The organism is Streptomyces musisoli (genome assembly GCF_016741855.1).
Classification (GTDB): Bacteria; Actinomycetota; Actinomycetes; order Streptomycetales; family Streptomycetaceae; genus Streptomyces; species Streptomyces musisoli.
In genome coordinates, this window is sequence record NZ_JAERRH010000010.1 from 20,627 (window position 1) to 46,751 (window position 26,125).

General features: G+C 71.7%; 20 protein-coding genes, 6 tRNA genes and 1 riboswitch. Of the genes, 14 read left to right on the forward strand and 12 right to left on the reverse strand.

Features of this window, described 5'->3' with window-relative positions:
- Positions 1 to 54: 54 nt before the first annotated feature.
- Positions 55 to 999, reverse strand: a complete 945-nt coding sequence (locus tag JK361_RS24715; protein ID WP_201821870.1) for an aldo/keto reductase — start codon at positions 997 to 999, stop codon at positions 55 to 57.
- Between the two features lie 79 nt (positions 1,000 to 1,078).
- The gene (locus JK361_RS24720; RefSeq protein WP_201821872.1) at positions 1,079 to 2,149 is read right to left on the reverse strand and encodes a M23 family metallopeptidase; all 1,071 of its coding nucleotides are present in this window, start codon (positions 2,147 to 2,149) and stop codon (positions 1,079 to 1,081) included.
- 9 nt (positions 2,150 to 2,158) lie between these two features.
- Positions 2,159 to 2,324: riboswitch (cyclic di-AMP (ydaO/yuaA leader) on the reverse strand.
- Between the two features lie 310 nt (positions 2,325 to 2,634).
- Here JK361_RS24720 and JK361_RS24725 point away from each other — a divergent pair.
- Positions 2,635 to 2,708, forward strand: a tRNA-Met gene (locus JK361_RS24725).
- A 130-nt stretch (positions 2,709 to 2,838) separates the two neighbouring features.
- On the opposite strand, the gene JK361_RS24730 is transcribed toward JK361_RS24725, so the two are convergent.
- Positions 2,839 to 3,972 carry a dihydrofolate reductase family protein gene (locus JK361_RS24730; protein ID WP_201821873.1) on the reverse strand — a complete coding sequence of 378 codons (1,134 nt, stop codon included), beginning with the start codon at positions 3,970 to 3,972 and terminating at the stop codon, positions 2,839 to 2,841.
- Between the two features lie 77 nt (positions 3,973 to 4,049).
- Here JK361_RS24730 and JK361_RS24735 point away from each other — a divergent pair, with 77 nt between their 5' ends.
- Complete coding sequence (locus JK361_RS24735) at positions 4,050 to 4,586, forward strand: MarR family winged helix-turn-helix transcriptional regulator (protein WP_201821875.1); 537 nt, start codon at positions 4,050 to 4,052, stop codon at positions 4,584 to 4,586.
- Positions 4,587 to 4,678: 92 nt separating this feature from the next.
- Complete coding sequence (locus tag JK361_RS24740) at positions 4,679 to 5,314, forward strand: GTP cyclohydrolase II (RefSeq protein WP_201821877.1); 636 nt, start codon at positions 4,679 to 4,681, stop codon at positions 5,312 to 5,314.
- 185 nt (positions 5,315 to 5,499) lie between these two features.
- On the opposite strand, the gene JK361_RS24745 is transcribed toward JK361_RS24740, so the two are convergent.
- Positions 5,500 to 7,005 (reverse strand): MFS transporter, encoded by a 1,506-nt coding sequence (locus tag JK361_RS24745; protein WP_201821879.1) that lies wholly within the window; start codon positions 7,003 to 7,005, stop codon positions 5,500 to 5,502.
- Positions 7,006 to 7,016: 11 nt separating this feature from the next.
- A complete protein-coding gene (locus JK361_RS24750) occupies positions 7,017 to 7,649 on the reverse strand; it encodes an NADPH-dependent FMN reductase (protein WP_201821881.1) in 633 nt (210 codons plus the stop codon).
- Between the two features lie 226 nt (positions 7,650 to 7,875).
- On the opposite strand from JK361_RS24750, the gene JK361_RS24755 reads away from it, so the two are divergent.
- Positions 7,876 to 8,562 carry a TetR/AcrR family transcriptional regulator gene (locus tag JK361_RS24755; RefSeq protein WP_201821883.1) on the forward strand — a complete coding sequence of 229 codons (687 nt, stop codon included), beginning with the start codon at positions 7,876 to 7,878 and terminating at the stop codon, positions 8,560 to 8,562.
- Between the two features lie 118 nt (positions 8,563 to 8,680).
- A complete protein-coding gene (locus JK361_RS24760; protein ID WP_201821885.1) occupies positions 8,681 to 9,247 on the forward strand; it encodes a TetR/AcrR family transcriptional regulator in 567 nt (188 codons plus the stop codon).
- Between the two features lie 153 nt (positions 9,248 to 9,400).
- Here the strand turns inward: JK361_RS24760 and JK361_RS24765 are convergent.
- From JK361_RS24765 to JK361_RS24785, 5 genes are all read right to left on the reverse strand, one after another.
- Positions 9,401 to 9,473 (reverse strand) — tRNA-Lys (locus tag JK361_RS24765).
- Positions 9,474 to 9,572: 99 nt separating this feature from the next.
- Positions 9,573 to 11,096, reverse strand: coding sequence for an amino acid permease (locus JK361_RS24770; RefSeq protein WP_201821886.1), 1,524 nt, complete (start codon positions 11,094 to 11,096; stop codon positions 9,573 to 9,575).
- 304 nt (positions 11,097 to 11,400) lie between these two features.
- On the reverse strand, positions 11,401 to 13,533 hold the full coding sequence (locus tag JK361_RS24775; protein WP_201821888.1) for a DEAD/DEAH box helicase: 2,133 nt from the start codon (positions 13,531 to 13,533) through the stop codon (positions 11,401 to 11,403).
- Positions 13,534 to 14,276: 743 nt separating this feature from the next.
- On the reverse strand, positions 14,277 to 14,813 hold the full coding sequence (locus JK361_RS24780; protein ID WP_201821890.1) for a TrbL/VirB6 family protein: 537 nt from the start codon (positions 14,811 to 14,813) through the stop codon (positions 14,277 to 14,279).
- 316 nt (positions 14,814 to 15,129) lie between these two features.
- Entirely contained in the window at positions 15,130 to 15,480 is a 351-nt protein-coding gene (locus JK361_RS24785) for a metallopeptidase family protein (protein WP_184975426.1), read from the reverse strand.
- An 84-nt stretch (positions 15,481 to 15,564) separates the two neighbouring features.
- On the opposite strand from JK361_RS24785, the gene JK361_RS24790 reads away from it, so the two are divergent.
- From JK361_RS24790 to JK361_RS24830, 9 genes are all read left to right on the forward strand, one after another.
- Positions 15,565 to 17,124, forward strand: coding sequence for a metallophosphoesterase family protein (locus JK361_RS24790; protein WP_201821892.1), 1,560 nt, complete (start codon positions 15,565 to 15,567; stop codon positions 17,122 to 17,124).
- 80 nt (positions 17,125 to 17,204) lie between these two features.
- A tRNA-Glu gene (locus JK361_RS24795) sits at positions 17,205 to 17,277 on the forward strand.
- A 36-nt stretch (positions 17,278 to 17,313) separates the two neighbouring features.
- Positions 17,314 to 17,388 (forward strand) — tRNA-Asp (locus JK361_RS24800).
- A 24-nt stretch (positions 17,389 to 17,412) separates the two neighbouring features.
- A tRNA-Phe gene (locus JK361_RS24805) sits at positions 17,413 to 17,486 on the forward strand.
- A gap of 97 nt (positions 17,487 to 17,583) precedes the next feature.
- A complete protein-coding gene (locus JK361_RS24810) occupies positions 17,584 to 18,354 on the forward strand; it encodes a histone deacetylase (protein ID WP_236053538.1) in 771 nt (256 codons plus the stop codon).
- 150 nt (positions 18,355 to 18,504) lie between these two features.
- Positions 18,505 to 18,825: a hypothetical protein gene (locus JK361_RS24815; RefSeq protein ID WP_201821894.1), complete on the forward strand. Its 321-nt coding sequence runs from the start codon at positions 18,505 to 18,507 to the stop codon at positions 18,823 to 18,825.
- Positions 18,826 to 19,140: 315 nt separating this feature from the next.
- On the forward strand, positions 19,141 to 23,085 hold the full coding sequence (hrpA, locus tag JK361_RS24820; RefSeq protein ID WP_201821896.1) for an ATP-dependent RNA helicase HrpA: 3,945 nt from the start codon (positions 19,141 to 19,143) through the stop codon (positions 23,083 to 23,085).
- 97 nt (positions 23,086 to 23,182) lie between these two features.
- Positions 23,183 to 23,257, forward strand: a tRNA-Asp gene (locus JK361_RS24825).
- Positions 23,258 to 23,889: 632 nt separating this feature from the next.
- A complete protein-coding gene (locus JK361_RS24830; RefSeq protein ID WP_201821898.1) occupies positions 23,890 to 24,081 on the forward strand; it encodes a DUF6274 family protein in 192 nt (63 codons plus the stop codon).
- A gap of 460 nt (positions 24,082 to 24,541) precedes the next feature.
- Here the strand turns inward: JK361_RS24830 and bldC are convergent, their stop codons facing one another.
- Entirely contained in the window at positions 24,542 to 24,748 is a 207-nt protein-coding gene (gene bldC / locus JK361_RS24835) for a developmental transcriptional regulator BldC (protein WP_003949541.1), read from the reverse strand.
- A gap of 519 nt (positions 24,749 to 25,267) precedes the next feature.
- The gene (locus tag JK361_RS24840) at positions 25,268 to 26,110 is read right to left on the reverse strand and encodes a DUF8083 family protein (protein WP_201821900.1); all 843 of its coding nucleotides are present in this window, start codon (positions 26,108 to 26,110) and stop codon (positions 25,268 to 25,270) included.
- Positions 26,111 to 26,125: the final 15 nt, after the last annotated feature.

Sequence of the window (26,125 nt, forward strand, 5' to 3'; positions counted from 1 at the left end):
CGCCCGGGTCACACCCGGGTCACACCCGGGTCATGGCCCGCACGGGCCGGGGGTCTAGGCCGACGCCTCCGTCAGTTTCGTCGTCTCCGCCTCCGTCAGCCTCAAATCCGCCACACCCAGCAGCGCCGGCAGCTGCTCCACCGTGCGCGCCGAGGCGATCGGGGCCGTGACCGTCGGCTGGGCGGCCAGCCAGGCCAGGGCGACCGTGGCGACCGGGGCGTCGTGGGCGGCGGCGATCTCGTCCAGCGCCGCGAGGACCTTCCGGCCGCGCTCGGAGTCCGCGTACTTCCGGGCTCCGCCGGCGCGGGCGCTGTCGACGGTCGTACCGGGCCGGTACTTGCCGGTGAGGAAGCCCGAGGCGAGCGCGAAGTACGGGACGGCGGACAGGCCCTCGCGGGCGACGAGGTCCTGGAGCGGGCCCTCGTAGGTGTCGCGGGAGACCAGGTTGTAGTGCGGCTGGAGGGCGACGTAGCGGGCGAGGCCCTCGCGGTCGGAGAAGTCGAGGGACTCCTTGAGGCGCTCGGCGGTGATGTTGGAGGCGGCGATGTGCCGGACCTTGCCGGCCTTCACCAGCTCGTCCAGCGCGCCGATGATCTCCTCGACCGGCACCTCGGGCTTGTCGAAGTGCGTGTAGTAGAGGTCGATGTAGTCGGTGTCCAGGCGGCGCAGGGAGGCCTCGGCGGCCGCCTTGATGTTGGCGGCGGACAAGCCCTGGAACTGCGGGTGCTGGCTGACCTTGGTCGCGATGACGACATCGGAGCGGTTGCCGCGCGCCTTGACCCACTTGCCGATGACCGTCTCGGACTCGCCGCCCTGGTTGCCCTCGATCCAGGCGGAGTAGGAGTCGGCGGTGTCGACGAAGTTGCCCCCGGCGGCCGTGTAGGCGTCGAGGACGGCGAAGGAGGCATGCTCGTCGGCGGTCCAGCCGAAGACGTTGCCACCGAGCGAGACCGGGAAGACCTCGAGGTCGGAAGAGCCGAGTTTACGAAGTGACGTCATACGTCATGTCAACGCCGGCGGGGGACGATCGCATCCCGCCGCCGGCGCCGAGTTCCCGCGGGACCGCGGGGACCAACCGTCAGGGGTTGAGGCCCTTGCCCTGGAGCCACGCCATCGGGTCGATGCCGGTGGCCGCGCCGCCGGGGTGGACCTCCAGGTGCAGGTGCGGGCCGGTGACGTTGCCGGTGGCGCCGACACGGCCGATGACCTCGCCGGTGGAGACCTTCTGGCCGGTGGAGACGCTGATCGAGGACTGGTGGCAGAACCACAGCTCGGTGCCGTCGTCCAGGGTGAGCACGGTGCGGTAGCCGTAGGAGCCGGCCCAGCCCGCCTCGGTGATCGTGCCGCTGTGGACGGCCTTGAGCAGGGAGCCGGTGGGGGCGGCGAAGTCGAGACCGGTGTGGTAGCCGGAGGACCACATCGAGCCGGCCTGGCCGAAGGTCGAGGTGATCGTGTACGAGGAGGTCGGCAGCACGTACTGCTTGGCCAGCTCGGCCAGCCGCTTCTCCTCTGCCGCCTTCTTGGCCTCGGCGGCCTTGGCGGCGGCCTCCTCCTTGGCGGCGGCCTCCGCCTTCTCCTTGGCCTCGGCGGCCTCGGCGGCGGCCTCCTTCTCGGCCTTGGCGGCGGCCGCGGCGCTCTGCTTCTCGGCGACGGCGAGTGCGGCGGTGGTGGCCCTGCTCTCGGCCTGGCCCTGCTGCTGCTCCGCCTGGGCCATGATCCGGTTGCGCAGCACCTCACCGGCGTCCGCGTTGTCCTCACCCTCGTCGGCGGAGGGCAGACCGAGGGGGCTCAGCGTGGCGGTGGCCTGCGCCGGCTGGGCGTCGGCGGAGTCGTCGTCGAAGAGGGAGCCCACGGAGGGCATGTCCGGCAGGGAGATGGAGACCGGCGGCTTGCCGGTGTTGGCGCTGGCCATGCCGCCCGCGCCGACCGCGGCGATGACGCCGACGCCGAGGACGGTGGAGCTGCGTGCGAAGCCGCCCCGCTGCTTGGCGACGCGGTGCCGGCCACGGACCGGGGCGACGGAGTCCTCGGTGGGGTTCCACTCCTCCCAAGGCCCCTCCTCGGCGCGGTAGTCGCCGTAGCCGAAGGTCTCGGTGTCGCGCTGTGCCGGTATGAACGGGGCTTCGGGGACAGGGCGGTTGGACGCCACGCGGGCGCGCTCCTTTCCTTCCTCCGCCTACCGGGTTAGCTGACGGGTTCGGAGCAGGAAGGTCTCCTACGCGCGTATACCGATCGTGACTCCATGAGTTCACGGCGGCATCCGTGCGATTCACCCCAGGGTGGTGGTTCCCCGGCTCCCTTGCGGGATTCGGCGCGTGCGCACGGAGCCGCCTCTTGTGACGGCTGGGACGACCGCGCTGCGTTATCGAACGTTAATAGACCTGCCAGTCACTTTCCAAGCCCGTTCGGCTTGATCATTAACGTTTTGACGATGGAGCTATTGCCCAGTACCGCGCCAAACCGGGCGAGTTGACCGGGGGCCGGAAGCGTTCAGTAGTCATTGCGGGTTTTGATGGTGACTCAGAGGTTATGCGGAGGGCGCTCGTCCGGTCACCTTCGGTGACAGCGGCGCGGGGGGCGGGGAAACCGATGTGCATTCCGCTCCGCGGATGGCGTACAGTGGAGACACAACGACGCGGGGTGGAGCAGCTCGGTAGCTCGCTGGGCTCATAACCCAGAGGTCGCAGGTTCAAATCCTGTCCCCGCTACTGAAGACTCAGGGCCCGGAATCCAATGGATTCCGGGCCCTGAGTGTTTCCCGCCCGCCGGCCGGGGCCGGCGGGAAGCCGGTCACCGGGGCCGGCGGGAAGCCGGTCACCAGGGCGGGCGGGAAGCCGGTCACCCCGGCAGGTGGGCGTTCGGCGCCTTGGCGAGGGCCTCCAGCTCGGGCAGGACCACGACCTGGACGCCCGCGGCGGTCAGGACACCCGTGCCGTCGGCCGCGGTGACGAACGTGTCGGGCTCGCGCCAGGCGGTGACCACCCGGCGCACCCCCGCCCGCAGGATCAGCTCGGCGCAGGGAGCGGGACGGGAGGCGCGGCGGGCGCAGGGCTCCAGGCTGCTGTAGACCGTGGCACCGGGCAGCCGCGGGTCGGTCGCCGCGATCTTCGCCAGCGCCGCCTCCTCCGCGTGGACCACGGGGTCGGCGCCCTCCCTCGAGTGGCCGCGGGCCAGCTCCGTGCCGTCGGCGGCGACCACGACCGCGCCGACGCTGAACGCCGTCCCGGAAGGCGGGCACTGTGCGGCGAGTTCACAGGCGGTGTGCAGCCAGTGCCGGTCGGCGGCGGTGGGGAGCGGACCGGTGCCGGGGGCCGTGGGCGCGTAGCGCATGAGGACTACGTCCTCGATCCGGCGGGTGTCGAGCAGGCGCAGGCGTCCGTCCTGGTAGCCGCCCGGCCCGAACAGCCGCGGGGCCGCGGGCTCGCCCACGAACAGCGGGGCGAGGACCAGCTGGAGTTCGTCGGCGAGCCCCTGCTGGAGCAGCTGGGTGTGGACCGTGCCACCGCCCTCCACCATCAGGCGCCCGACTCCGCGCACGTCGTGCAGGTGCTCCAGCAGGGCCCGCCAGTCCAGGGCCGGACCGAGCGGGACGACGTCGGCGGTGCGCCCGAGGAGGCGGGAGGCCCGCGCCGCGCCCTCGTCGGTGGTGTAGACGAGCTTCTCGCCGCCGGTGTGCCAGAAGTTGGCGTCCGGGTCCAGGTCGCCGGAGCCGGTGACCGTGACCTTCAGCGGGTACTCCGGCCGGCCCGCCGCACCGCGGGCCGCACGCCGTTCGGCGGAGTTGACCAGCAGGCGGGGGTTGTCGGCGCGGATCGTGCCGGCGCCGACGAGGATGGCGTCGACGGAGGCCCGCACCTCGTCGACCCGGTCGAAGTCGGCCGGGCTGGACAGCAGGAGCCGATCGGGGCCGGTGTCGTCCAGGTAGCCGTCGAGGGAGACGGCTGCGGACAGCAGCACGTACGGCAGGGGCATCGGCGCCCTTTCTTCCGTGGCGGACGGTGACGGACTGACAGCTTGGTTCAAGTTTGAAACAAACCTACACTGGCAGCATGACGACCCGCTGGCTCAGCCCCGAGGAGCAGCGCGCCTGGCGCGCCTACATCGCCGCCTCCCGCCTCCTGGAGGACGCGATCGACCGGCAGCTCCAGCAGGAGGGCGGCATGCCGCACCTGTTCTACTCGGTGCTGGCCAACCTCTCCGACGCCCCCGACCGGCAGCTGCGCATGACCGATCTCGCCGAGACGCTCAAGATCACGCGCAGCCGACTGACGTACGCGGTGACCCGGCTGGAGCGGGACGGCCTCGTGCGCCGGGAGAACTGCCGCTGGGACAAGCGCGGCTCGCTCGCGGTGCTGACCGACGAGGGGGTGGCCGTACTGGAGCGTACGGCACCGGGGCACGTCGAGACGGTCCGCGCCCTGCTGTTCGACCGGCTCACCCCGGAGCAGGTGGGGCAGCTGGAGGAGATCTGCACGGGGATCGCGCAGGGGCTCCAGGGCGAGAACGAGAGCGCGGCAGCCGCGGCGGAGGACGTGCCGTGGCGCCGGCGGTCGGGCTCCTGCTCCGGCTCGTCACCGGCCGAGTAGTTGATTCAACTTTTAAGCATGGCATAGAGTCACGCATCTGCATGTGCTTCAAATCTGAAGCACAGCGTTCCGAACGGAACCCGGAGACCTGTATGCCCGACACCCCCGCCGCCACCCCGCGCGCCCGCGTCCGGGTACCGCTGCGCTTCGCCGACGGCTACCGCGCCGACGCGAACCTCGTGACCTTCCACGGCCTCACCGACGGCCTGGAGCACCTCGCCGTCGTCCTCGGCGACCCCGGCCCCGTCCCGCTGGTCCGCCTGCACTCCGAGTGCCTGACCGGTGACGTCTTCGGCTCGGCCCGCTGCGACTGCGGCCCGCAGCTGCGCGAGGCGGTCGAGCGCATCGCCGGCCGCGGCGGCGTGCTGCTCTACCTCCGCCAGGAGGGCCGGGGCATCGGCCTCTACAACAAGCTCGACGCGTACGCCCTCCAGGACGAGGGGCTCGACACCTACGAGGCGAACGCCGCCCTCGGTCTGCCGGAGGACGCCCGCGACTACACCGCCGCCGCGCAGATGCTCACCGCCCTCGGCATCACGGAGCTGGACCTGCTGTCCAACAACCCCGACAAGGCAGCGCAGTTGGGTGCGCTCGGCGTCACCGTGCGGGACCGGGTGCCGACCGGCGTCTTCACCACCGCCCACAACGTCCGCTACCTGCGCGCCAAGGTGCTCCAGACCCAGCACACGCTGCCGCTGGCCGAACTGGCGGAACTGACGGTGGGCTAGTGACCTGAGTCGGAGATTTTCGGGTAGTTCTCGCGAGCTGCCTGGCGTGCCGGCGGCCGGACTCCAGCAGGCCGGGCCGGGCAGCCGCACAGCATCCGGCTGGTGGCCGCCGAGCTGACGAAGACTCTCTGACCCAGGTCACCAGGTTCTCTCGTTCGGATCAGGCCGGATCCGGAGGAGGGGGCCTAGCCGGCGCGTCGTGCCGGGAGCCGGAGCGCCGACAGGGCGCCGAGGGCGAGCAGCGCCGCCGCCACGGCGTAGGCGAGCCGGAAACCGGCCGGGCCCGGGCCCGCCGTGCCCAGCACCACCGACAGCAGGGCCGTACCGACCGACGCGGCCAGCTGGGAGTTGATGCTCAGCGCGGTGCTCGCCCCGGCCAGCCGGTCCGCGGGCAGGTCACGGGTCGCGGTGGTCATCGCCGGCATCATTGTCATTCCGGCACCGACGCCCAGCACCATGCCGGCGACGACGATCCGCCAGGACGCGACCCCCGCCATGCCGGTCTGCCAGGCCAGCAGGCCCATGCCGAGGGCCCCCACCGCGCAGCCCGCCGCGATCATCCGGCGGGGTGCGACCCGGTCGATCCGCCGCGCCGCGATCTGCATCGTCGTACCGACCACGAGCCCGACCGGCGCGCCGAGCAGCCCGGCCGCCGTCGCGCTCAGGCCCCGCTCCTGCTGCCAGTACAGCGGCCCGAGCAGCATCGAGCCGAAGTAGCCGCAGGTGAAGACGGCGAGCGTGCCGATGCCGGCGGCGAAGGTACGGTCCCGCAGCAGCCGCAGGTCCAGCAGCGGCGCGCGGACGGCGAGCGCCCGCCGGACGAAGGCCGCCGCGAGCACGGCACCGGCGAGCGTCGGCACCAGCGTGCCGGGTGCCGTGAAGTCGCCGCGCTCGCCGCCGCGCGCCAGGCCGTACAGGAGCAGGGCCAGACCGGGCGAGAGCATCAGCAGGCCGGGCACGTCCAGCCGGGGCCGGCCGGTACCGCGCGCATGGGGGGCGTCCGCCGGCGGCTCGGTGCCGTACGGATGTGGGGCGTCCGCCGGCGGCTCGGTGCCGCGCGCGGCCGGGGCGTCGGCCGGCAGCAGGCGGGCCGCCAGGAGCAGGGCCAGGGCGCCGACGGGCAGGTTGATCAGGAAGATCCAGTGCCAGGAGGCGGCGTCGACCAGCCGGCCGCCGAGCACCGGGCCGAGCACCGGGCCGACCAGGATGGGCAGCCCCAGCACGGCCATCGCCCGGCCGAGCCGGGCCCGGTCCACGACCCGCATGCCCATCGTCATGCCGACCGGCTGAAGCAGCCCACCGCCCAGCCCCTGCACGGCCCGGAACGCGATCAGACTGCCCGCGTCCCAGGCGCAGGCGGCGAGCAGGGAGCCCAGCGTGAACAGGGCGAGCGCGATCACATAGGTGCGCTTGGCGCCGATCCGGTCCATCGCCCAGGCGGCGGTCGGGATGACCGCCGCCAGCGCGAGCGTGTAGGCGGTCGTGGTCCACTGCATGGTCTCCAGCGGGGCGCCGAAGGACTCCGAGAGGTGGCGCAGCGCCACGTTGACGATCGTCATGTCGAGCACAGCCATGATCGTGCCGAGGACCACGACGGTGGCGACGCGGGGGAAGGCGGCCGCGGGGGCGGGGCCCGCGACCTCGGCCGGGGGCGCCTGCCGGGCGGTACCGGGAGACCGGAGGGAACTCATCGCCCGCCCTCTCAGCCCGCGTAGGGACGCTCGGCGCGCGCGGTGCGCAACGCCCGCCCCCACCAGACGAGCTGGCCGAGCATGCCCTTGGCGGCACCGGCGCACACCTCGGCGTCGCGCGGGACCCCGTCCTCGCCGAGGCCGGACCAGGGACCGTGCAGGCTGACCGAGTCGCGCACCGTCACGGCGTGCAGTTCGGCGAAGACCAGCCGGAGCTGCTCGACCGCGCGCAGCCCGCCACCGAGACCGCCGTACGACACGAAGCCCACCGGCTTGGCCTGCCACTCGCGCAGGTGCCAGTCGAGGAGGTTCTTCAGGACCGCGGGGAAGCTGTGGTTGTACTCGGGCGTGACGACCACGAAGGCGTCGGCGTCGGCCAGCCGCGGCGAGACGTCCCGCAGCGCGGCGGCGGCCGAGGGGCTCGGCGTGCCGCCCCAGCCGGGCAGCACCAGCGGCAGGTCCACCTCGGCGAGGTCGACGACGTCGAACTCCAGGCCCGGGTCGGCGTCCGCCGCGGTGGCGAGGAACCAGTCGGTGACGTCCCGCCCCCGGCGTCCCTCGCGCACGCTGCCGATGATGACGGCGACACGGAGCGGACGGTCCTCGGCGGTACGGGCACCGGTGAACGAGTCGGCAACGGACATGGCTGTCCCCCTCTTTGGCGGATCCCTCTGGTGAATCCCGACGGATCTCAGCGGCGGAGCTCTCCTGCGAACTCCTCTTGTGGCCCGTCGGCGCGCTCACGGGCGCTCCGACGGCGGGCGGGCCGCGGATCGCGGTCGCCTCTCCAGCAAACTACAACGCCCGTTGTAAAAATTACAACGGGCGTTGTCGCTCAGTTAGAGTTGCCTGGTCGCTAAGGAGGCGGACGTGAGCGAAACGAACGAGTCCCGGCTGAAGCAGGCACAGCGCGAGGTCTCACCGCGCAAGCTCCAGAAGCAGATGGCCATCGCGAGCGCGGCCTGCACGGTCTTCGGCCGCGAGGGCTACGCGCGCGCCTCGGTCGACGCGCTCGCCGCCGCGGCCGGCGTGTCCACGCGCACGCTCTACAACCACTTCCCCGGCGGCAAGGCGCAGCTCTTCCAGACGGTCGTGACCTGGACGTCCAGCGAGGTGCGGGACGCCCAACTGGCCCGTCTGCGCGCCGTACTGGACCCGGAGCGCCCGCCCCACCCCGACGACCTGGAACGCGACCTGGTCTCCCTGGCCCGCGCCTTCACCGGGCTCATGGCCGACTACGCGAACCACTTCGCCCTGGTCCGGCACATCCACGCGGAGGCCGACCACGTACCGCCCGAGGTCCTCAGGGCCTGGCTGGAGGCCGGGCCGGAAGCGGTCGAGCGGGCCCTCACCGAGGCGATGACCCACCTGGAGGACGTCGGCCTGCTGAACCTCCACGGCGACGCGGCGCTGGCCGCGAGCCACTTCTCGGCCCTGACCGCGCACCGGATCACCCAGACCACCCACTACGGCGTGATGCCCCTGCCGGCGGCGGAGACGGACCGCCTGATCAGGAGTGCGGTGGCCGCGTTCCTGCGGGCCTACGGAGCCGGGTGACGACCACCGCGCCCCGGAGCGGGCGCCCGGTACGGCTCCCGCCCGGATGTCACCACTCCACTCGCAGTACTCTGCCCGGAGTGACGTACGACCCCCGCGCCCCCGGGAGCCACCGCCCATGGTGAGACGGAACGACCAGCGGCGCGCGGCACTCGTGGACGCCGCGATCGAGGTACTGGCCCGGGAGGGCGCCCGGGGGCTGACCTTCCGGGCGGTGGACGCCGAGGCCGCCGTACCCACCGGAACGGCGTCCAACTACTTCACCAGCCGCGACGACCTGCTCACCCAGGCCGGCGACCGCGTCTACGCCCGGCTGCGCCCCGACGAGGCGACCCTCGCACACCAGCGGACGGCCGGCCGGGACCGGGATGCGTACGCCCGGCTGATGCGCGAACTCGTCGGCCGGGTCGCCGCCTTCCGCACCGGCTACCTCGCCCTCCTGGAACTCCGCCTGGAGGCCACCCGCCGCCCGGAACTGCGCACGGTCCTCACCGAACGCGTCCGCGCCGACCTCGCCTACCACGAGGCCGCCGGCCTCCCCGGCGACGCCACGGCGGTCAAACTCCTGTACCTGGCCCTGAACTGGCTGATCGTCGAACAGCTCACCCTCCCGGAGGTCCTCACCGAGGAGGAACGCGACGCCCTGGTGACGGCGGCGGTGGAACGGATCGTGAGCGAGGACTAGCGACTTTCGTTCGGATCCGGCCTGATCCAAACGGGAGGCCCTAGGCGGAGGCGGGACCCGACGGCCCGGAAAACGCCGCGGCGCCCGGGCCGGCCGAAGCCGGCCCGGGCGCCGCGCGGCAGGTCAGAGGGCATGAAGCCCGCCTGCGAACCGTAGGCCCTGTGGGACTCGAACCCACAACCAATGGATTAAAAGTCCACTGCTCTGCCAATTGAGCTAAGGGCCCAGGCGATGTTGCCTGTCCGAGCATAGCCGGACGAGGCCGCGTCGCCGATCGGGTATCGGTGACACGGCCACGTCGGAAGGGGCCGGAGTGGGGTGATGGTTACTTTTCGGCCGGGACGGAAGCGGGGGCGTGGGTGCGGGCGAGGAACCAGTGGCGGGCCGAGGCCAGCCACCACGTCGCCGCGAAGCCGAGGACGACCAGGACGGCCACCGGGGCGTAGTTGAACGTCTTCCAGGTGACGGGGGAGACCTGCGGGAGCATGAAGAGGACCGTGATCACCACCACCCACGCCACCGAGACGACCCCGATCACCCGCGACCAGCGGCCCAGGTGCCAGGGGCCGCGGTCGAACCCGGCGCCCCTGCGGACCCGCAGGAAGGTCGGGATGACGTACGCGATGTAGAGGCCGATGACCGCGATCGACGTCACCGCCGCGTAGGCCGTCGTGTTGATCAGGTACGGCAGCCCGAGGGCCAGGGCGCCGAGCGCGGCCAGCCAGACCGCCGCCACGGGGGTGCGGGTGCGCGGGCTGACCGTGTGCCAGACGTGGGAGAAGGGCAGCGCGCCGTCCCGCGAAAAGGCGTAGATCATACGGCTGTTGGCGGTGACGGAAGCCATCCCGCAGAAGAGCTGGGCACCGATCACCACCAGGAGGAGCAGCTTTCCGGCGGTGGCGCCGAGCGCGTCCAGGAGGATCTGCGCGGGGGGTGCGCCGGTCGGGGAGGCCAGCTCGTCGTCGTAGGACTGGATCGCGAAGGTGAAGCCCAGGAGGAGGACGAAGCCGGCGATCCAGGACGTCCAGATCGAGCGGACGATGCCCTTGGGGCCGGCCGTGGCCGCGTTGCGGGTCTCCTCGGTCATGTGGGCCGATGCGTCATAGCCGGTGAAGGTGTACTGGGCCATCAGGAGGCCGAGGAGCACCACGTACGGGCCGCTGCCCCAGCCCGTCCGGTTGACGAACTCGGTGAAGACGAACGTCGGCGACCGGTGGTGGTCCGGCACCAGTGCCAGGGCGGCGACGATCACCGCCACGCCCACGACGTGCCACCAGACGCTCACGCCGTTCAGGAACGCCACGATGCGGACACCGAAGGTGTTCAGCAGGCCGTGCAGGACGAGGATCGCCGCGAACAGGGCCACGGTGCGGCCCGGTGTCACCCCGAAGCCGAACTGGAGGTTCAGATAGGCGCCCAGGAAGGAGGCGGCGCCGAAGTCGATGCCCGCGGTGACCGCCACCTGCCCCAGCACGTTGAACCAGCCCGTGAACCACGCCCAGGCCGCCGCCGAGCGCGGGGGTGCCAGGCGGTGGGCCCAGAAGTACAGGCCCGCCGAGGTGGGGTACGCCGAGCAGATCTCGGCCATCGACAGCCCCACGAAGAGCGTCATGAGGCCCACCGCCACCCAGCCCCAGGTGATCACCGCGGGGCCGCCGGTGGTCATGCCGAAGAGATAGAGCGTCAGGCAGCCGGAGAGGACCGAGATGATCGTGAAGGAGACGGCGTAGTTCGAGAACGCCGACATACGACGGGCGAGGACCTGGGTGTAGCCGAGCTGCGCCAGCCGTTCCTCGTCCGACGGGCCGGACGCTCCGTGCTGTCCGCTCACTCTCGCGTCATCTGTCATGCCCCCAGCAATTCCCTCACCGGAGGGGTGACATGCGTCACTCTCAGGCCGGGATGGCCGGAACAGGCCCTTGTAGCCCTGCCGGCCGGTCCCGGTCCTCACCCGGGCGGCGGACGAACCCCGGCCGTTGCCGGCCCGCGGTACAGGTCGCCCGCGCCGCCCCGCCTGCCCCGCGCCGTCCCGTCCCGCACCGCCCCGGCCACCCCGCTGCCCCGACTGCCCCGACTGCCCCGACTGCCCCTGGAAACGCCGGAAGGGCCCGTACGACCGATGTCGTACGGGCCCTTCCTCAGTTCACTCGGCGTCAGCCGTTGCGCTTCCAGCGCGGCTTGTCCTCACGGCGGCCGAAGGAACCACCACGGTGGTCGTCACGGCGGCCGTAGGGGCGGTCGTGGCCGCCGGAGCGGAAGCCCGGGCGGTCGTCGCGGCGGTCACGGTTGAACGGACGGTCGCTGCCCCGGTGCCCGCCGCGCTCGTCCCGGCGGAAACCGCTCCGGTCGTCGCGGCGCTCGAAGGAGCGGCCACCGCGGTCACGGTCGAACGGACGGCGCTCGCCACGGTCGTCGCGGCGCTCGAAGCCACGGCCACCCCGGTCGTCACGGCGCTCGCCACGGTCGTCACGGCGCTCGAAGCCACGGCCACCCCGGTCACCCCGGTCCTCACGGCGCTCGAAACCACGGTCACGGTCACGGTCGAACGGACGGCGGTCGCCACGGTCGTCGCGACGCTCGAAGCCACGGCCACCCCGGTCACCCCGGTCCTCACGGCGCTCGAAACCACGGTCACGGTCACGGTCGAACGGACGGCGGTCGCCACGGTCGTCACGGCGCTCGAAGCCACGGCCACCCCGGTCACCCCGGTCCTCGCGGCGCTCGAAGCCTCGCCGCTCCCGGCGCTCGTACGGGGCCGCGGCCGCCGGGCGCTCCTCGCGCTCCGCCGGCTCCTCGGCCACGGCCAGCTCCTCCGCGGCCGTCGCCTGGGCCTCGGCCACCGCGGCCTCCGGGTCCTCGCCGCGCTCGCGGGCGACCCGGGCGACCAGCCGGTCGGCCTCCTCGCGCAGCTCGGCCGCACGGCGCTGGGCGCGCTCCAGCTGCTTGGTGAGCTGGGCGACCTCGCGCTCGGCCTGCTGGGCCGCGTTGGCCGCGGACTCGGACTGGACCTCGGTCATGGAGCGGGCGCCGGTGATCTCGGCGACCTCCGGGTCGAAGGCGCCCGCGCCCTGGATGATGTGGCGCGCGGCGTCGACGCCGGCGTCCTCCATGAGGCGGAAGATCTGGCGGCGCTGGTGCGGCAGGGACAGGGAGACGACCGTGCCGGTACGGCCCGCGCGGGCGGTACGGCCGGCCCGGTGCAGGTAGTCCTTGTGGTCGCCGGCCGGGTCCACGTTCAGCACCAGGTCGATGCCGTCGACGTGGATGCCGCGCGCGGCGACGTCGGTGGCTACCAGGACGTTGACGTAACCGTCCTTGAAGTCGGCCAGGGTGCGGGTACGGGCGCCCTGGGTCATGCCGCCGTGCAGCGCGTCGGCCTTCACACCGGCCTCGCGCAGCTGCTCGGCGACGCGGTCGGCGCCCAGCTGGGTGCGGACGAAGATGATCGTGCGGCCCTTGCGGGAGGCGATCGCGGCGGTGACCGGCGCCTTGTCCTTCGGCTTCACGATGAGGATGTGGTGCGACATGGTCGTCACCGCGCCCTGGGCCGCGTCCACCTCGTGGGAGACGGGGTTGTTCAGGTAGCGGTCGACGAGGGTCTGGATCTCGTTCTCCATGGTGGCGGAGAAGAGCATGCGCTGGCCGCCGGCCGGGACCTGGTCGAGCAGCTCGGTGACCTCGGGCAGGAAGCCCAGGTCGGACATCTGGTCGGCCTCGTCCAGGACCGCGATCTGCACGTCCTCCAGGGAGCAGGCGCCGCGGTTGATGATGTCGCGCAGGCGGCCCGGGGTGGCGACGAGGATGTCGACGCCGCGCTCCAGGGCGTAGATCTGGTTGCCCATGGACGTACCGCCGCAGACGACCTTCATCTTCAGGCCGACGACGTCGCCGTACGGCTGGAGGGCGTCCGCGACCTGCATGGCCAGCTCACGGGTCGGGGTGAGGATGACGGCGCGGGGCCGCTTCTTCTCGGTGCGGCCGCCGGCCAGCTGGGCCAGGGTCGGCAGACCGAAGGAGAGGGTCTTGCCGGAGCCGGTGCGGCCACGGCCGAGGATGTCCTTGCCGGCCAGGGCGTCCGGGATGGTCGCGGCCTGGATCGGGAAGGGGGTGGTCACGCCGTTCTGCGCGAGCTTGCGCACGACGCCCTCGGGCAGGCCGAGGTCGGCAAAGGTGATCTGGGGGGTGGTGTCAGCGGCCTCGACGGCCTCGGTGACCTCGGTCGTCACGTCCACGAGCTCGTTCTCGTTCTCGGGCATGACGATCTGATCAGTACTGGACACGGACATGCGAATGCGAAACCTTCCGGAGTCTCTTCGGCACGCGCCCGTCAACTCCGTGAGTCGCATTACGACCGCCTCAATGCGGTCCGCCACGGCAAGGGAGAGTACGCGCCACACGGCGCGCTCTGTGGTGGCGCCGGGCAAATGGGATCAAACGATCTACCACCATACGCACCTCCCACCCCCGAAGGCAAACCGGTCCGTGGGGCCGGTCGTCGGCGCGACGCCCCCGATCTCGGTTCCGATCACCCCGCCCGCGCCTTCGTCGCAGGTCGCCGCGTCCCTGCGCGCCTCCGTCGCGGATACCTTCCCGTCGGCGTCTATGGCCGACGTCACTCCCCCGCCGCCGCGACGGCGCTCGGCCACCCGACGACGTGCGCTCGCGCCGCTCCGCGATCAGGTGTCGGCGGTCGACAGTCCGCGGTCGGCAGTCGGCGGTCGGCAGTCGGCGGACGGTGATCGGCGGTCGGCAGTCGGCAGTCGGCGGACGGCGGACGGTGATCGGCGGTCGGCAGTCGGCAGTCGGCGGACGGCGGACGGTGATCGGCGGTCGGCAGTCGGCAGTCGGCGGACGGCGGACGGCGGACGGTGATCGGCGGTCGGCAGTCGGCAGTCGGCAGTCGGCAGTCGGCAGTCGGCAGTCGGCAGTCGGCGGACGGTGATCGGCGGTCGGCGGTCGGCGGTCGGCAGTCGGCGATGTCGCACGGGCCGCACCGCGAGGGGTCTCCGTCCCGCCGCCGGAGACGGCGTCATACCGCCACGCCCGCCGCGGGCGCCGGCTCCCGCTGGACCAGCTGCGGCCCCGTCTCCTCGTGCGCCGACGAGGACGGCTCGGCCGACGGCTGCTCCGAGACGGGCGGCGGCGGGGTCGAGGCCGGCGGCTCGGGCGGGGCGGAGCTGGCCGGGGGCGTCGGCGGCACCTCGGTCGGCGCCGGGTCCCCGGGCGGGTCGGTCGTCCCCGGCTCGCCCGGCTTCCCGGGCGTTCCCGGTTTCCCGGGCTTCCCCGACGCGCTGCCCGTGCCCGACGGGCCGGCCGGCGCCGAGGCCGACCGCCCCGGCTTGGCCTTGCCGCCGTGCCCGCGCTTGCCGTCACCGATCACGTCCTCGTCGGCGAAGCCGCGCACGTCCGCCACCGGCGCGCCGCCGGGCGCCTCACCGCCGCGCTGCCCCGCCGAGTGGGAGGGCCGGGCCCGGCCCGCGTCGTCGCCCACGTTCACACAGCCGGCGGCGGCGGTGACGGCCAGCACCGTGACAGCGAGACGGACGGGTACGTTCAAGGGGCGCACAGCGGCCACCTCCGGGGGCAAGGAAAGGAGTCAACCTGCCCAACTCCCGCCGCCCACAAGAGGACACGCGCCCCGCGCGCATCGGCGCACAGCCCCACGGCAGGCGGCGCACGGCCCCACCGGTATCAGCGCCCCCTGCGCATGCCCCCGCGCCGGCGCCCGCCCTGCGCACCGGCGCTACGGCCGTACACGCCCGCGCGCACAGCCGCAGCGCACACCGGTAGCGCTCAGCAGTAGTACGCGGCCGGGGTGCGTGGCCGCGGCGCTCAGCCGTGGTGCGCGGCCGCGGCTCAGCCGTAGCGCTCACCCGTGGCGCTCACCCGTAGCCGAGGGCGTGCAGCCGGGTGTCGTCGATGCCGAAGTGGTGGGCGATCTCGTGCACCACGGTCACCTCGGTCTCGGCGACCACGTCCTCCCGGCTCTCGCACATCCTGAGCGTCGGCCCCCGGTAGACGGTGATCCGGTCCGGCAGGACACCCGCGTACCACTCGCCCCGGTCGGTCAGCGGTGTCCCCTCGTAGAGCCCGAGCAGCTCGGGATCGTCGGCGGGCGGTTCGTCCTCGACGAACACCGCGACGTTGTCCATCAGCCGTGTCAGCTCCGGCGGAATCCGGTCGAGCGCCTCGGCGACCAGTTCCTCGAACTCCTCGCGCGTCATCTCCAGCACGTGGACATTGTCCGGTACGGACGGCCCCGTGCGAGAGTGCCGGACCGTCGCATATCCGCGCCGGGCCACGGGCATACGGGACCAATGGCCCGCGTCCCCCTCGCAGCCCTGAGCACCATGCCGAACCGGACCTGGAACCGCACACGAACCGCCCGCACCCGTCCGCTCCCCCGTCTCGAACTCGCCGCCCGCCCCCGCCCCTGGCCGCGCGCCCTCGGGCTCACGACGGTCGTCCTCGTCGGCGCCTGGCTGGGCCTGCTCGTCGTCGGCAACGTCCGGGCCCCGGTCGGCCCGATGGACACGACGATGGCGCTGCGCCCCTCCGTCACCGGCGGCACGAAGATCAACATCTCTCCGCTGGGCGACCTCAGCCTGGACAGTCACGTGGCCCCGGTCCGGCTGGAGGTCAACGTCGACCGGCTGGACCCGGAGCGCTCCCAGGCCCTGGTCGACCACCCCGAACGGCTCTCCGGGCTCCAGGACGAGGTCGCCCGGGACGTCGGGCACGGCACGCTGGACCTGGCCGTGCGGTCCTGCGTCGCCGTGGTCTCCGGGGCCACGGCCCTCGGCCTCGCCGTCTACCGCCGCCCGCGCCGGGCCCTGGCCGCCGGCGGGCTGGCCCTGGCCCTGCTGGCCGCCTCGGGCGCGTCGGCGTACGCCACCTGGAACCCGAAGTCGGTCCTGGAGCCGAGGTTCTCCGGGCTGCTCAGCTCGGCGCCGTCCGTGGTCGGCAACGCCCGCAGCATCGTCACGGAGTTCGACGTCTACCAGAAGGAACTGGCGCGCCTGGTGACGAACGTGACGAAGCTCTACGACGTCACGTCCACGCTCCCGGCCTACCGGCCGGACCCCTCCACCATCCGGGTCCTGCACGTCTCCGACATCCACCTCAACCCGGCGAGCTGGAAGATCATCGGTTCGCTGGTGAAGCAGTACCAGGTGAACGTGATCGTCGACTCCGGGGACACGATGGACCACGGCGCGGCGGCGGAGAACGGGTTCCTGGACCCGGTCCGGGACCTGGGCGTGCCGTACGTCTGGGTGCGCGGCAACCACGACTCCCGGACCACCCAGCGCTATCTGGAGCGGATGAAGAACGCGCACGTCCTGGACGACGGCCGGGCGGAGACGGTGGCGGGCCTGCGGTTCGCCGGCATCGGTGATCCGCAGTTCACCCCCGACCGTTCGGTGGTGGCGGGCAGCGAGGCCTCCGAGGAGCTGGCGGGCGCCCGGCTGGCCAGCGCCCTGCGCGACCAGCAGGCGGCCGGCACCCCCGCGGACGTGGCCGTGGCGCACGAGCCGTCCGCCGCCCGGGAGACGGACGGCCTGGTGCCGCTGGTGCTCTGCGGGCATCTGCACCACGAGGGGACGGAGATGCTGCCGTACGGCACGCGGCTGCGCATGGAGGGCTCGACCGGCGGCAGCGGGCTGCGTGCCGTGGAACACAAGTACCCCGCTCCGATCGAGGCCTCGATCCTCTACTTCGACCGGGACAGCCGCAGGCTCCAGGCCTGGGACGCGATCCGGCTGGGGGGACTGGGGCTGACAACGGCCGAGGTCAGCCGTCATCTGGCGGACGAGAACCAGCCCGGGGCCACACGCTCGCCCGCCCCCTCGTCCGGCACCGTCACGGCCTCGCCGTAAACCGTTTTGGCGATACCCCCCGGCATCCCATATGCTTCTCACGTCCCCGACGCGCTGAGAAGCGCCCAGGCGGGCCGATAGCCCTCATCGTCTAGCGGCCTAGGACGCCGCCCTTTCAAGGCGGTAGCACGGGTTCGAATCCCGTTGGGGGCACGCATTACCGTGTGCGACACTGTTGCACGCACGCTTGGTCCTGTGGAGCAGTTTGGAGTGCTCGCCACCCTGTCAAGGTGGAGGCCGCGGGTTCAAATCCCGTCAGGACCGCTGGTGTTTCACGTGAAACACCGTGGCTGGGTAGCTCAGTTGGTACGAGCGTCCGCCTGAAAAGCGGAAGGTCGCCGGTTCGACCCCGGCCCCAGCCACAGCCGCCCTGACCAGGGCCTGAGCCCCTCTCCAGCCTCGCTGGAGAGGGGCTCTTTCGTGTCACCGACACCGACCGGTACGCCGACGGAGCAGACCATGGTGAAGGCCCTACCGAACATCGACCCGGCCCTGCCGCTCGATCGGCACCCGGAGCGGGTCTGGTACACGTCCTACGGCTCCAACACGCACCTGGACCGGCTCGCCGCCTACATCAGGGGCGGGCGCCCGCCCGGGGCGGCGCGGGAGTACCCCGGATGCCGCGACCCCGCCATGCCGGCCCGGTCGATCCCGGTGGAACTGACCGGCGCCCTGTACTTCGCCACCGAATCGCTCGTCTGGGGCGGGGGGCGGGCCTTCTACGACCCACGGGTGAGCGGGCGGGTCCTGGCCCGAGCGCACTTGGTGACGAGCGGCCAGTTCGCCGACATCGCGGCCCAGGAGATGTACCGGGCGCCGGACGTGGACCTGGACCTGGAGGAGGTCCTCACGCAGCGGCGCTCCGTACTGGGCGAGGGGCGTTACGAGACGCTCGTGTGCGCCGGTCAGCTGGAAGGCATGCCCGTGCTGACCTTCACGGCCCCCTGGGGGATGAACGACGTGCCGTGGGTTCCTCCCTCCGCCGCCTACGTCCGGTTCCTGGTCACGGGACTGCTGTCCGCCGGGGCCTGGGACATGGCGGCGATCGCCTCGTACGTCGCGGCCTGCCCCGGCGCGACCGACCACTGGTCGGCGGAGGACATCTCCGCACTCCTCGACACCGGACCCGATCACGGCACGGAATCCGAGCGACGCACCGGACCCGATCACGACAGCGGTCCCGATCACGCCGCCGGCCCGCAGCACGGCACCGGCCCGCGACACGGGTGAGCGAGGCCATCGGGCCATGCCGGGACGCATCGGGCCACGACCGGGCGGGAAGAGCCGGGGCCGGTGTCTGTTGACGTGCCGCCTTGGCACCACCCCCGGTCGGCGCTACGTTCAGGCTGATCACGCGCGGCGTGCGGGGGCGGGGGAGACATGAGCCGGGACGACGCCAGAGCCATTCGGGACACCGAGCTGGAGAAGGACCGCGCCCGGTACGGGCTGCTGGCGGTCGTCATCAGCAACCTCGCGATAGCCGGAGCCGCGGTCTTCGGCGTGTGGCAGCTCGACGGGGACAAGGCCGTGATCGTCGGCGTCCTCACCGCCGCGTTCACCGCCGTGAGCAGCATGACCACCGCCTACCTGGGCATCAAGGCCGTCTCCAACACCGCGAAGTCGATCGCCCTGGGAGACGGCCCGGCCCGCAGACACCCTGAGACCGCCCCGCCGCCCCCGCCCGACCGGCACGCCCCCTAGAACCCTTCGTCCGGCTCATGCCGGGCCGATCCAGGCAAAAGCCCCCGGCTCATGCCGCGCTGATCCAGGCAGAAGCTCCCAGGCCGCGCGGGCCGGGCGTCCGCCCGGACGGCGCTCGCACCGGATCACGAAGACCGCGCGGAAGACGACCGCCCAGCCGGCGGGACCGGGAACGGCAACGCGTGCTGGTGACCCCGGAAGTGCACGGCGGTGCGCTCGGCGTTCGCCCGCCCCGCGTCCCTTCGGGGCCCCCGGCCCCGCCCGCGGTCAAATCGTTCGCGTGAATTTCGGCTGGGGTGAGATCCTGGACCGCGTATGTCTACGCATCCCGCCCCCGCCCTCGGCACCCTCGCCCCCCGCCTGACCAAGCTGTCGCTGCGCGACGCGCACCGGCTCGGCCGGCGGCTGGAGGGCGCGCGCAAGATCCGTAAGCCCGAGGCCCGTGCCGCCGTCCTCTCCGAGATCGAGACCGAGATCGGCCGCGCCGAGGACCACATGGCCGCGCGGCGCTCCCGCGTGCCTGCCGTCACCTACCCCGAGCAGCTGCCGGTCAGCCAGAAGAAGGCCGAGATCGCGGACGCCATCCGTGATCACCAGGTCGTCATCGTGGCCGGCGAGACCGGGTCCGGCAAGACCACGCAGATCCCCAAGATCTGTATGGAGCTGGGCCGGGGCGTGCGCGGCATGATCGGGCACACCCAGCCGAGGAGGATCGCGGCCCGGACCGTCGCCGAGCGCGTGGCGGAGGAGCTGAAGACCCCGCTCGGCGAGGCCGTCGGCTGGAAGGTCCGCTTCACCGACCAGGTCGACCCGAACGCCACCTTCGTCAAGCTGATGACGGACGGCATCCTGCTCGCCGAGATCCAGACCGACCGCGAGCTGCGCGCCTACGACACGATCATCATCGACGAGGCCCACGAGCGGTCCCTCAACATCGACTTCCTGCTCGGCTACCTGGCCCAGCTCCTGCCGAAGCGGCCGGACCTCAAGGTCGTCATCACGTCGGCGACCATCGACCCCGAGCGCTTCTCCCGGCACTTCGGCGACGCCCCGATCATCGAGGTCAGCGGCCGGACCTACCCCGTGGAGGTGCGGTACCGGCCGCTGCTGGAGGAGGACTCCGAGGACGCCGACCGCGACCAGATCACCGCGATCACCGACGCCGTCGAGGAGCTGATGGGGGAGGGCAAGGGCGACATCCTCGTCTTCCTCTCCGGTGAGCGCGAGATCCGGGACACCGCCGACGCGCTGGAGAAGAAGAAGTACAGGTTCACCGAGGTACTGCCGCTGTACGCCCGGCTGTCCCACGCCGAGCAGCACCGGGTCTTCCAGCCGCACACCGGGCGCAGGATCGTTCTGGCCACCAACGTCGCCGAGACCTCCCTCACCGTCCCCGGGATCAAGTACGTCATCGACCCCGGCTTCGCCCGGATCAGCCGCTACAGCCACCGCACCAAGGTCCAGCGGCTGCCCATCGAACCGGTCTCGCAGGCCAGCGCCAACCAGCGCAAGGGCCGCTGCGGCCGTACGTCCGACGGCATCTGCATCCGCCTGTACTCCGAGGACGACTTCCTCGCCCGCCCGGAGTTCACGGACGCGGAGATCCTCCGTACGAACCTCGCCTCCGTCATCCTCCAGATGACCGCGGCCGGCCTCGGCGACATCGAGAAGTTCCCGTTCATCGACCCGCCGGACCACCGCAACATCCGCGACGGTGTGCAGCTGCTCCAGGAACTGGGCGCGCTGGACCCATCCCAGAAGGACGTCCGCAAGCGGCTCACGGACTCCGGCCGCAAGCTGGCCCAGCTGCCCGTCGACCCGCGCCTGGCCCGGATGGTCCTGGAGGCCGACAAGAACGGCTGCGTCCGCGAGGTCATGGTCATCGCCGCCGCGCTGTCCATCCAGGACCCGCGCGAGCGCCCGGCCGACAAGCAGACCCAGGCCGACCAGCAGCACGCCCGCTTCAAGGACGAGACCAGCGACTTCCTCGCCTATCTGAACCTGTGGCGTTACATCCGCGAACAGCAGCGTGAGCGCGGCTCGTCGTCCTTCCGCCGGATGTGCAAGCAGGAGTACCTGAACTTCCTGCGCATCCGCGAATGGCAGGACATCTACACGCAGCTGCGCACGGTCGCCAAGCAGATGGGCATCCACCTGAACGAGGAGGACGCCCCGGCCGACCGCGTCCACGTCTCCCTCCTCGCCGGCCTCCTCTCCCACATCGGGATGAAGGACGTGAAGGACGGCAACAAGAACGAATACCTGGGCGCCCGCAACGCCAAGTTCGCGATCTTCCCGGGCTCGGCGCTGTTCAAAAAGCAGCCGAGGTTCCTGATGTCGGCCGAGCTGGTGGAGACGAGCCGCCTGTGGGCGCGCGTGAACGCCAGGATCGAGCCGGAGTGGGTCGAGCCGCTGGCCGGCCACCTGCTCAAGCGGACGTACAGCGAACCGCACTGGGAGAAGGACCAGGCGGCCGTGATGGCGTACGAGAGGGTCACCCTGTACGGCGTCCCGATCGTCGCCCAGCGGAAGGTGAACTACGGCCGGATCGACCCCGGGGCCTCGCGCGAGCTGTTCATCCGCAACGCGCTGGTGGAGGGCGACTGGCGCACGCACCACAAGTTCTTCGCCGACAACCGCCGGCTCCTCAGCGAGGTCGAGGAGCTGGAGCACCGCGCCCGGCGCCGGGACATCGTCGTGGACGACGAGACCCTCTTCGACTTCTACGACCAGCGGGTGCCCGAACACGTCGTGTCCGGCGCCCACTTCGACTCCTGGTGGAAGCACAAGCGGCACGAGCAGCCCGACTTCCTCGACTTCGAGCGGGAGATGCTCATCCGGGAGTCGGCGGAGGCGGTCACCAAGGCCGACTATCCGGACACCTGGCGGCAGGGGCAGCTCAAGTTCCGGGTGACGTACCAGTTCGAGCCGGGCGCGGACGCCGACGGCGTGACCGTGCACATCCCGCTCCAGGTGCTCAACCAGGTCACCGGCGAAGGCTTCGACTGGCAGATCCCGGGCCTGCGCGAGGAGGTGGTGACGGAGCTGATCCGCTCCCTGCCCAAGCCGATCCGCCGCCACTACGTACCCGCCCCGAACTACGCGAAGGCGTTCTTGGAACGGGCGGTGCCCCTCCAGGAGCCGCTGACCGTCACGATGGCCCGCGAGCTGAAGCGGATGGTCGGCGTCCCCTTCGAGGCGGACGACTTCGACTGGGCCAGGATCCCCGACCACCTCAGGATCACCTTCCGGATCGTCGACGAGCGGCGCCGGAAGCTGGCCGAGGACAAGGACCTGGAGGCGCTGAAGCTCAGCCTCAAGCCGAAGGCCCGCAAGGCCCTGTCCCAGGCCGCCGCGGCCACCGCGTCCCGCGAGGGCGGCGAGTCGCTGGAACGCAAGGGCCTGACGGACTGGACGATCGGCACGCTCACCCGGGTCTTCGAGACGCGCCGGGCCGGGCAGCCGGTCAAGGCGTACCCGGCGCTGGTGGACGACGGCGACACGGTCTCCGTACGGCTCTTCGACACCGAGGCCGAGCAGGCGGAGGCCATGTGGAAGGGCACCCGGCGGCTGATCCTGCGCAACATCCCGGTGAACCCGGCGAAGTTCGCCTCCGAGAAGCTGACTAACGCCCAGAAGCTGGCCCTCTCCGCCAACCCGCACGGATCGGTCCAGGCGCTGTTCGACGACTGCGCGATGGCCGCGGCGGACAAGCTCATCGCGGACTTCGGGGGGCCGGCCTGGGACGAGGAGTCCTACCGGAAGCTGTACGACAAGGTGCGCGCGGAGATCGTCGACACCACCGTCCGCACCGTCGCGCAGGTGCAGCAGGTACTCGCGGCCTGGCAGGCCTGTGAGCGCCGCCTGAAGGCCGTCCGCAGCCCCGCCCTGCTGGCAAACCTCACGGACGTCCGCAAGCAGCTGGACGCCCTCGTGAAGCCCGGCTTCGTCACCTGGGCGGGCATACGGCGCCTGCCCGACCTGATGCGCTACATGGTGGCCGCCGACCGCCGCCTCCAGCAGATGCCGACGAACGTGCAGCGGGACACCACGCGCATGGAGAAGGTCCACGAGATGCAGGACGAGTACGCCTGGCTCCTGGAGCAGCTCCCGCAGGGCCGGCCGGTGCCCACCTCGGTCCTGGAGATCCGCTGGATGGTCGAGGAGCTCCGGGTCAGCTATTTCGCCCACGCGCTGGGCACGGCGTACCCGGTCTCGGACAAGCGGATCGTGAAGGCGATCGACGCTGCCGCACCGTAGCCGCTCACGTACGGAGGGTGAGTTCGACCAGGACCCTCACCCTCCTGTACAGTCTCTTCTCGCAGCGCAGTGCACAAAAGAAAGCGCCGCGAAACCTGGTCCTGTGGAGCAGTTTGGAGTGCTCGCCACCCTGTCAAGGTGGAGGCCGCGGGTTCAAATCCCGTCAGGACCGCATAGAGAGAAGAGGCCCGCCCCGAAAGGGAGCGGGCCTCACTCATACCCGGCCGAGACCCACACCCACCACCCTCCCCACCAAGACACAGGCCGCGCCCGCGGCGCAGCCGCAATCAGACACAGCAAATCCCGCCAGGACCGCACAGAGAGAAGAGGCCCGCCCCGAAAGGGAGCGGGCCTCACTCGTACCCGGACCCGCATCGCGCACGAAGCCCGCGCTCCCGAGGACCGCGCGTCGTGCGTGTCCGTACCTGGCGCCGGCCGTCGCGGGCAGCGAGAGCCGGCCGGAGGGGGAGCGAGGGCCGTTCGACAGCGAGCCCGTTCGACAGCGAGCCCGTTCGGGAGCGAGCCCGTTCGGAGGCGAGTCCGTTCGGAGGCGAGTCCGTTCGGACGTGAGGCGAGGGTGGCCGGAGGCGGGGTCGGCTGGGGGATGCGCGGTGACGGCGGGGGAAGCGCGGTGGCGGCGGGGGAAGCGCGGTGACGGCGGGGGAAGCGCGGTGGCGGCGGGGGAAGCGCGGTGGCGGCGGGGGATGCGGTCGGGTCGACCCGGCGCGGCGGTCTTGACGGCGTCACATTCGCTCGGTACCCAGAAAGCAGGCTCGTTCCTCGTACGGCCCCTGGAGGTGGCGTATGGCGACGTCGGTCAGGCACGAGACGCGGGCGCTTCTGAGGGCGCATCTGTCGGCCGCCTCCTCCTACCGGCACCTCACCCGCCGCTGCCCCGTCTGCCGCCACCTGCTGCGGCTCGCGATGGACGCCGGCCCGCACGGCCAGGAGCCGGAGCAGGAGGCCACGGAGGACGAAAGTCCCGACCACGAGTGACCTCCGGCGGCCCCAACCCCCGTGCGGGCGTGGGACTCTGGAACCAGCGATTCCTCTAACGCATGCGGCGCTCACCCAGCAAGCGCCCTGCCGTGTGACGGGAGTCACCGCATGAGTTTTTGAAACGGTGGCACTTACCCCTGTCATACAACAGGTCAATTTAATATGTGCAATTGCACCGCTCCCCGAGATCGTGCACAGCGTTCCGACAGGCCTCCCCAGACTCCGACAAGGACGCTCACAGGCGCCGCCCCGGCCCGCGACCTGCACACAAAAAAAATCGCGCTGGACCCGGCGGAGTCCAGCGCGATCGACGACGCACCCTGTGTCGCTTGCCTACAACGTTCTCTTCGGCTTGGGCGTGGGCCCTGTTGGGGCAGGTCCCGCGTCGCTTGGAGCTAGGGTTTCGGGCGCCTCGGCCGGTTGGGGGACCGACCGTCTTGCCCGGTTATGGAGTTGTTCAGGCCTCGCTGCGCTGCTGCGGGATACCCGCCAGCAGGGCGCGAACCTCGGCCTCGCGGTAGCGGCGGTGCCCACCGAGCGTACGGATGGACGTGAGCTTGCCGGCCTTCGCCCACCGCGTGACCGTCTTGGGGTCGACGCGGAACATGGTGGCGACCTCAGCCGGGGTCAGCAGCGGCTCGGCATCAGGGGTGCGAGCGGTCATGAGCGGCCTCCTCGGGAGAACCGAACCTTCTCGGTTCTTTCCTCTAAATTCTGCACCTTGACCCGCGTTGCCCGAAATGGCGGACGCGAGTCGAGTCGGTTATAGGACGAACGGCTTGTCCTCGGCACTACAACTACACCATCTGTCCAGCCGCGTCGGCCAAACCGATGGAATTGCCCTCCCAGGTGTTCATCAGCGACGGATGCCGATGGACCATGCCATAGCGGACAGTCACGCCACTGTGACGATCAGTCACAGTGGCGATCAGGAGGCACCAGACCCCCCAAAGCGTGCAATGCTGAGAATCCGCCCATGATGGAGCATAGTTGGACGGACGGAACCCTCCCCGGACTCCTTGTCCTATTTTGGCATGAGGGGTGGCAACTACAGCAAGAGCCAGGTAAGTGCCGTCCGTCACCCTTGGGACAAAAGTCCAGATCGGGACCAACGTCCCGTCAGGTCGCCTAAGCGAGTAGAACGTACGTCGTCCGGCACCGATTTGACCGTGACCTGGGTCACTCAGTTCGCGGAGCGCCGGTCCCGGACCGCCCGCCACCGCTCCACCAGCCGCCCGTACGCCTCCCCGGCGGCCGCCCCGTCGCCCCGGCGCAGCGCCTCGATGCCGGCCGCCACGTCCGCCGCCGAGTGGTCGTCCTCCAGCTCGCCGGCCGGCAGCACGTGCACCAGCCCCCCGTAGTCCAGCTCCACCAGCGCGCGCGGGTGGAACTCCTCCAGCCAGCGGCCGACGTCCAGCAGGCCGTCGATCAGCGGGCCCTCCTCGACGGCGTCCTTCAGCGTGCGCAGCGCCCGCGCCACCCGGCGCCGGGCCTGCACCATCGGTGTGCGGTAGCGCAGCACCGGAGGCACGTCCGCGGTCCCCTTGTCGTACCGCCGCTCCTCGTCCGAGACCAGGACGAACCAGTTCAGCGGCACCTGCCAGACCGCCGTACGGATCCACGGGCGGGCGTCGGGGTTGCGGGCGAGCCAGCGCTCGTAGTCCTGGGCGGCCTGACGGCGCACCACCGGCGGCAGCACCGCGTCCAGCACGGGCGGCGGCAGCTCCTCGGCCAGCTCGCCCAGGGCCCGCCAGCCGCGCAGCCGGGTCCGCCAGGGGCACACGCACACCACTCCGTCGCTCTCCAGCACGAAGGCGTCGCTGCTCTCGTGGACCGGCACCGCGATCGGCGGGGTGGGCAGCAAGTCGACCAGGGAGCGCCGCAGTTCGTCCTGGTAGGAGGGGCGGTCTGGGCGGCGGGCGTAGCGCGCCCAGTGGCTGCGCTCCGGCTCTGGGAAGGCGCCCAGCGGCTCGTACACGCGCAGGTAAGCGGCATAGGGGACGACCACGGAGGACACCTTCGGCACGCCTGCTCCCTCCCC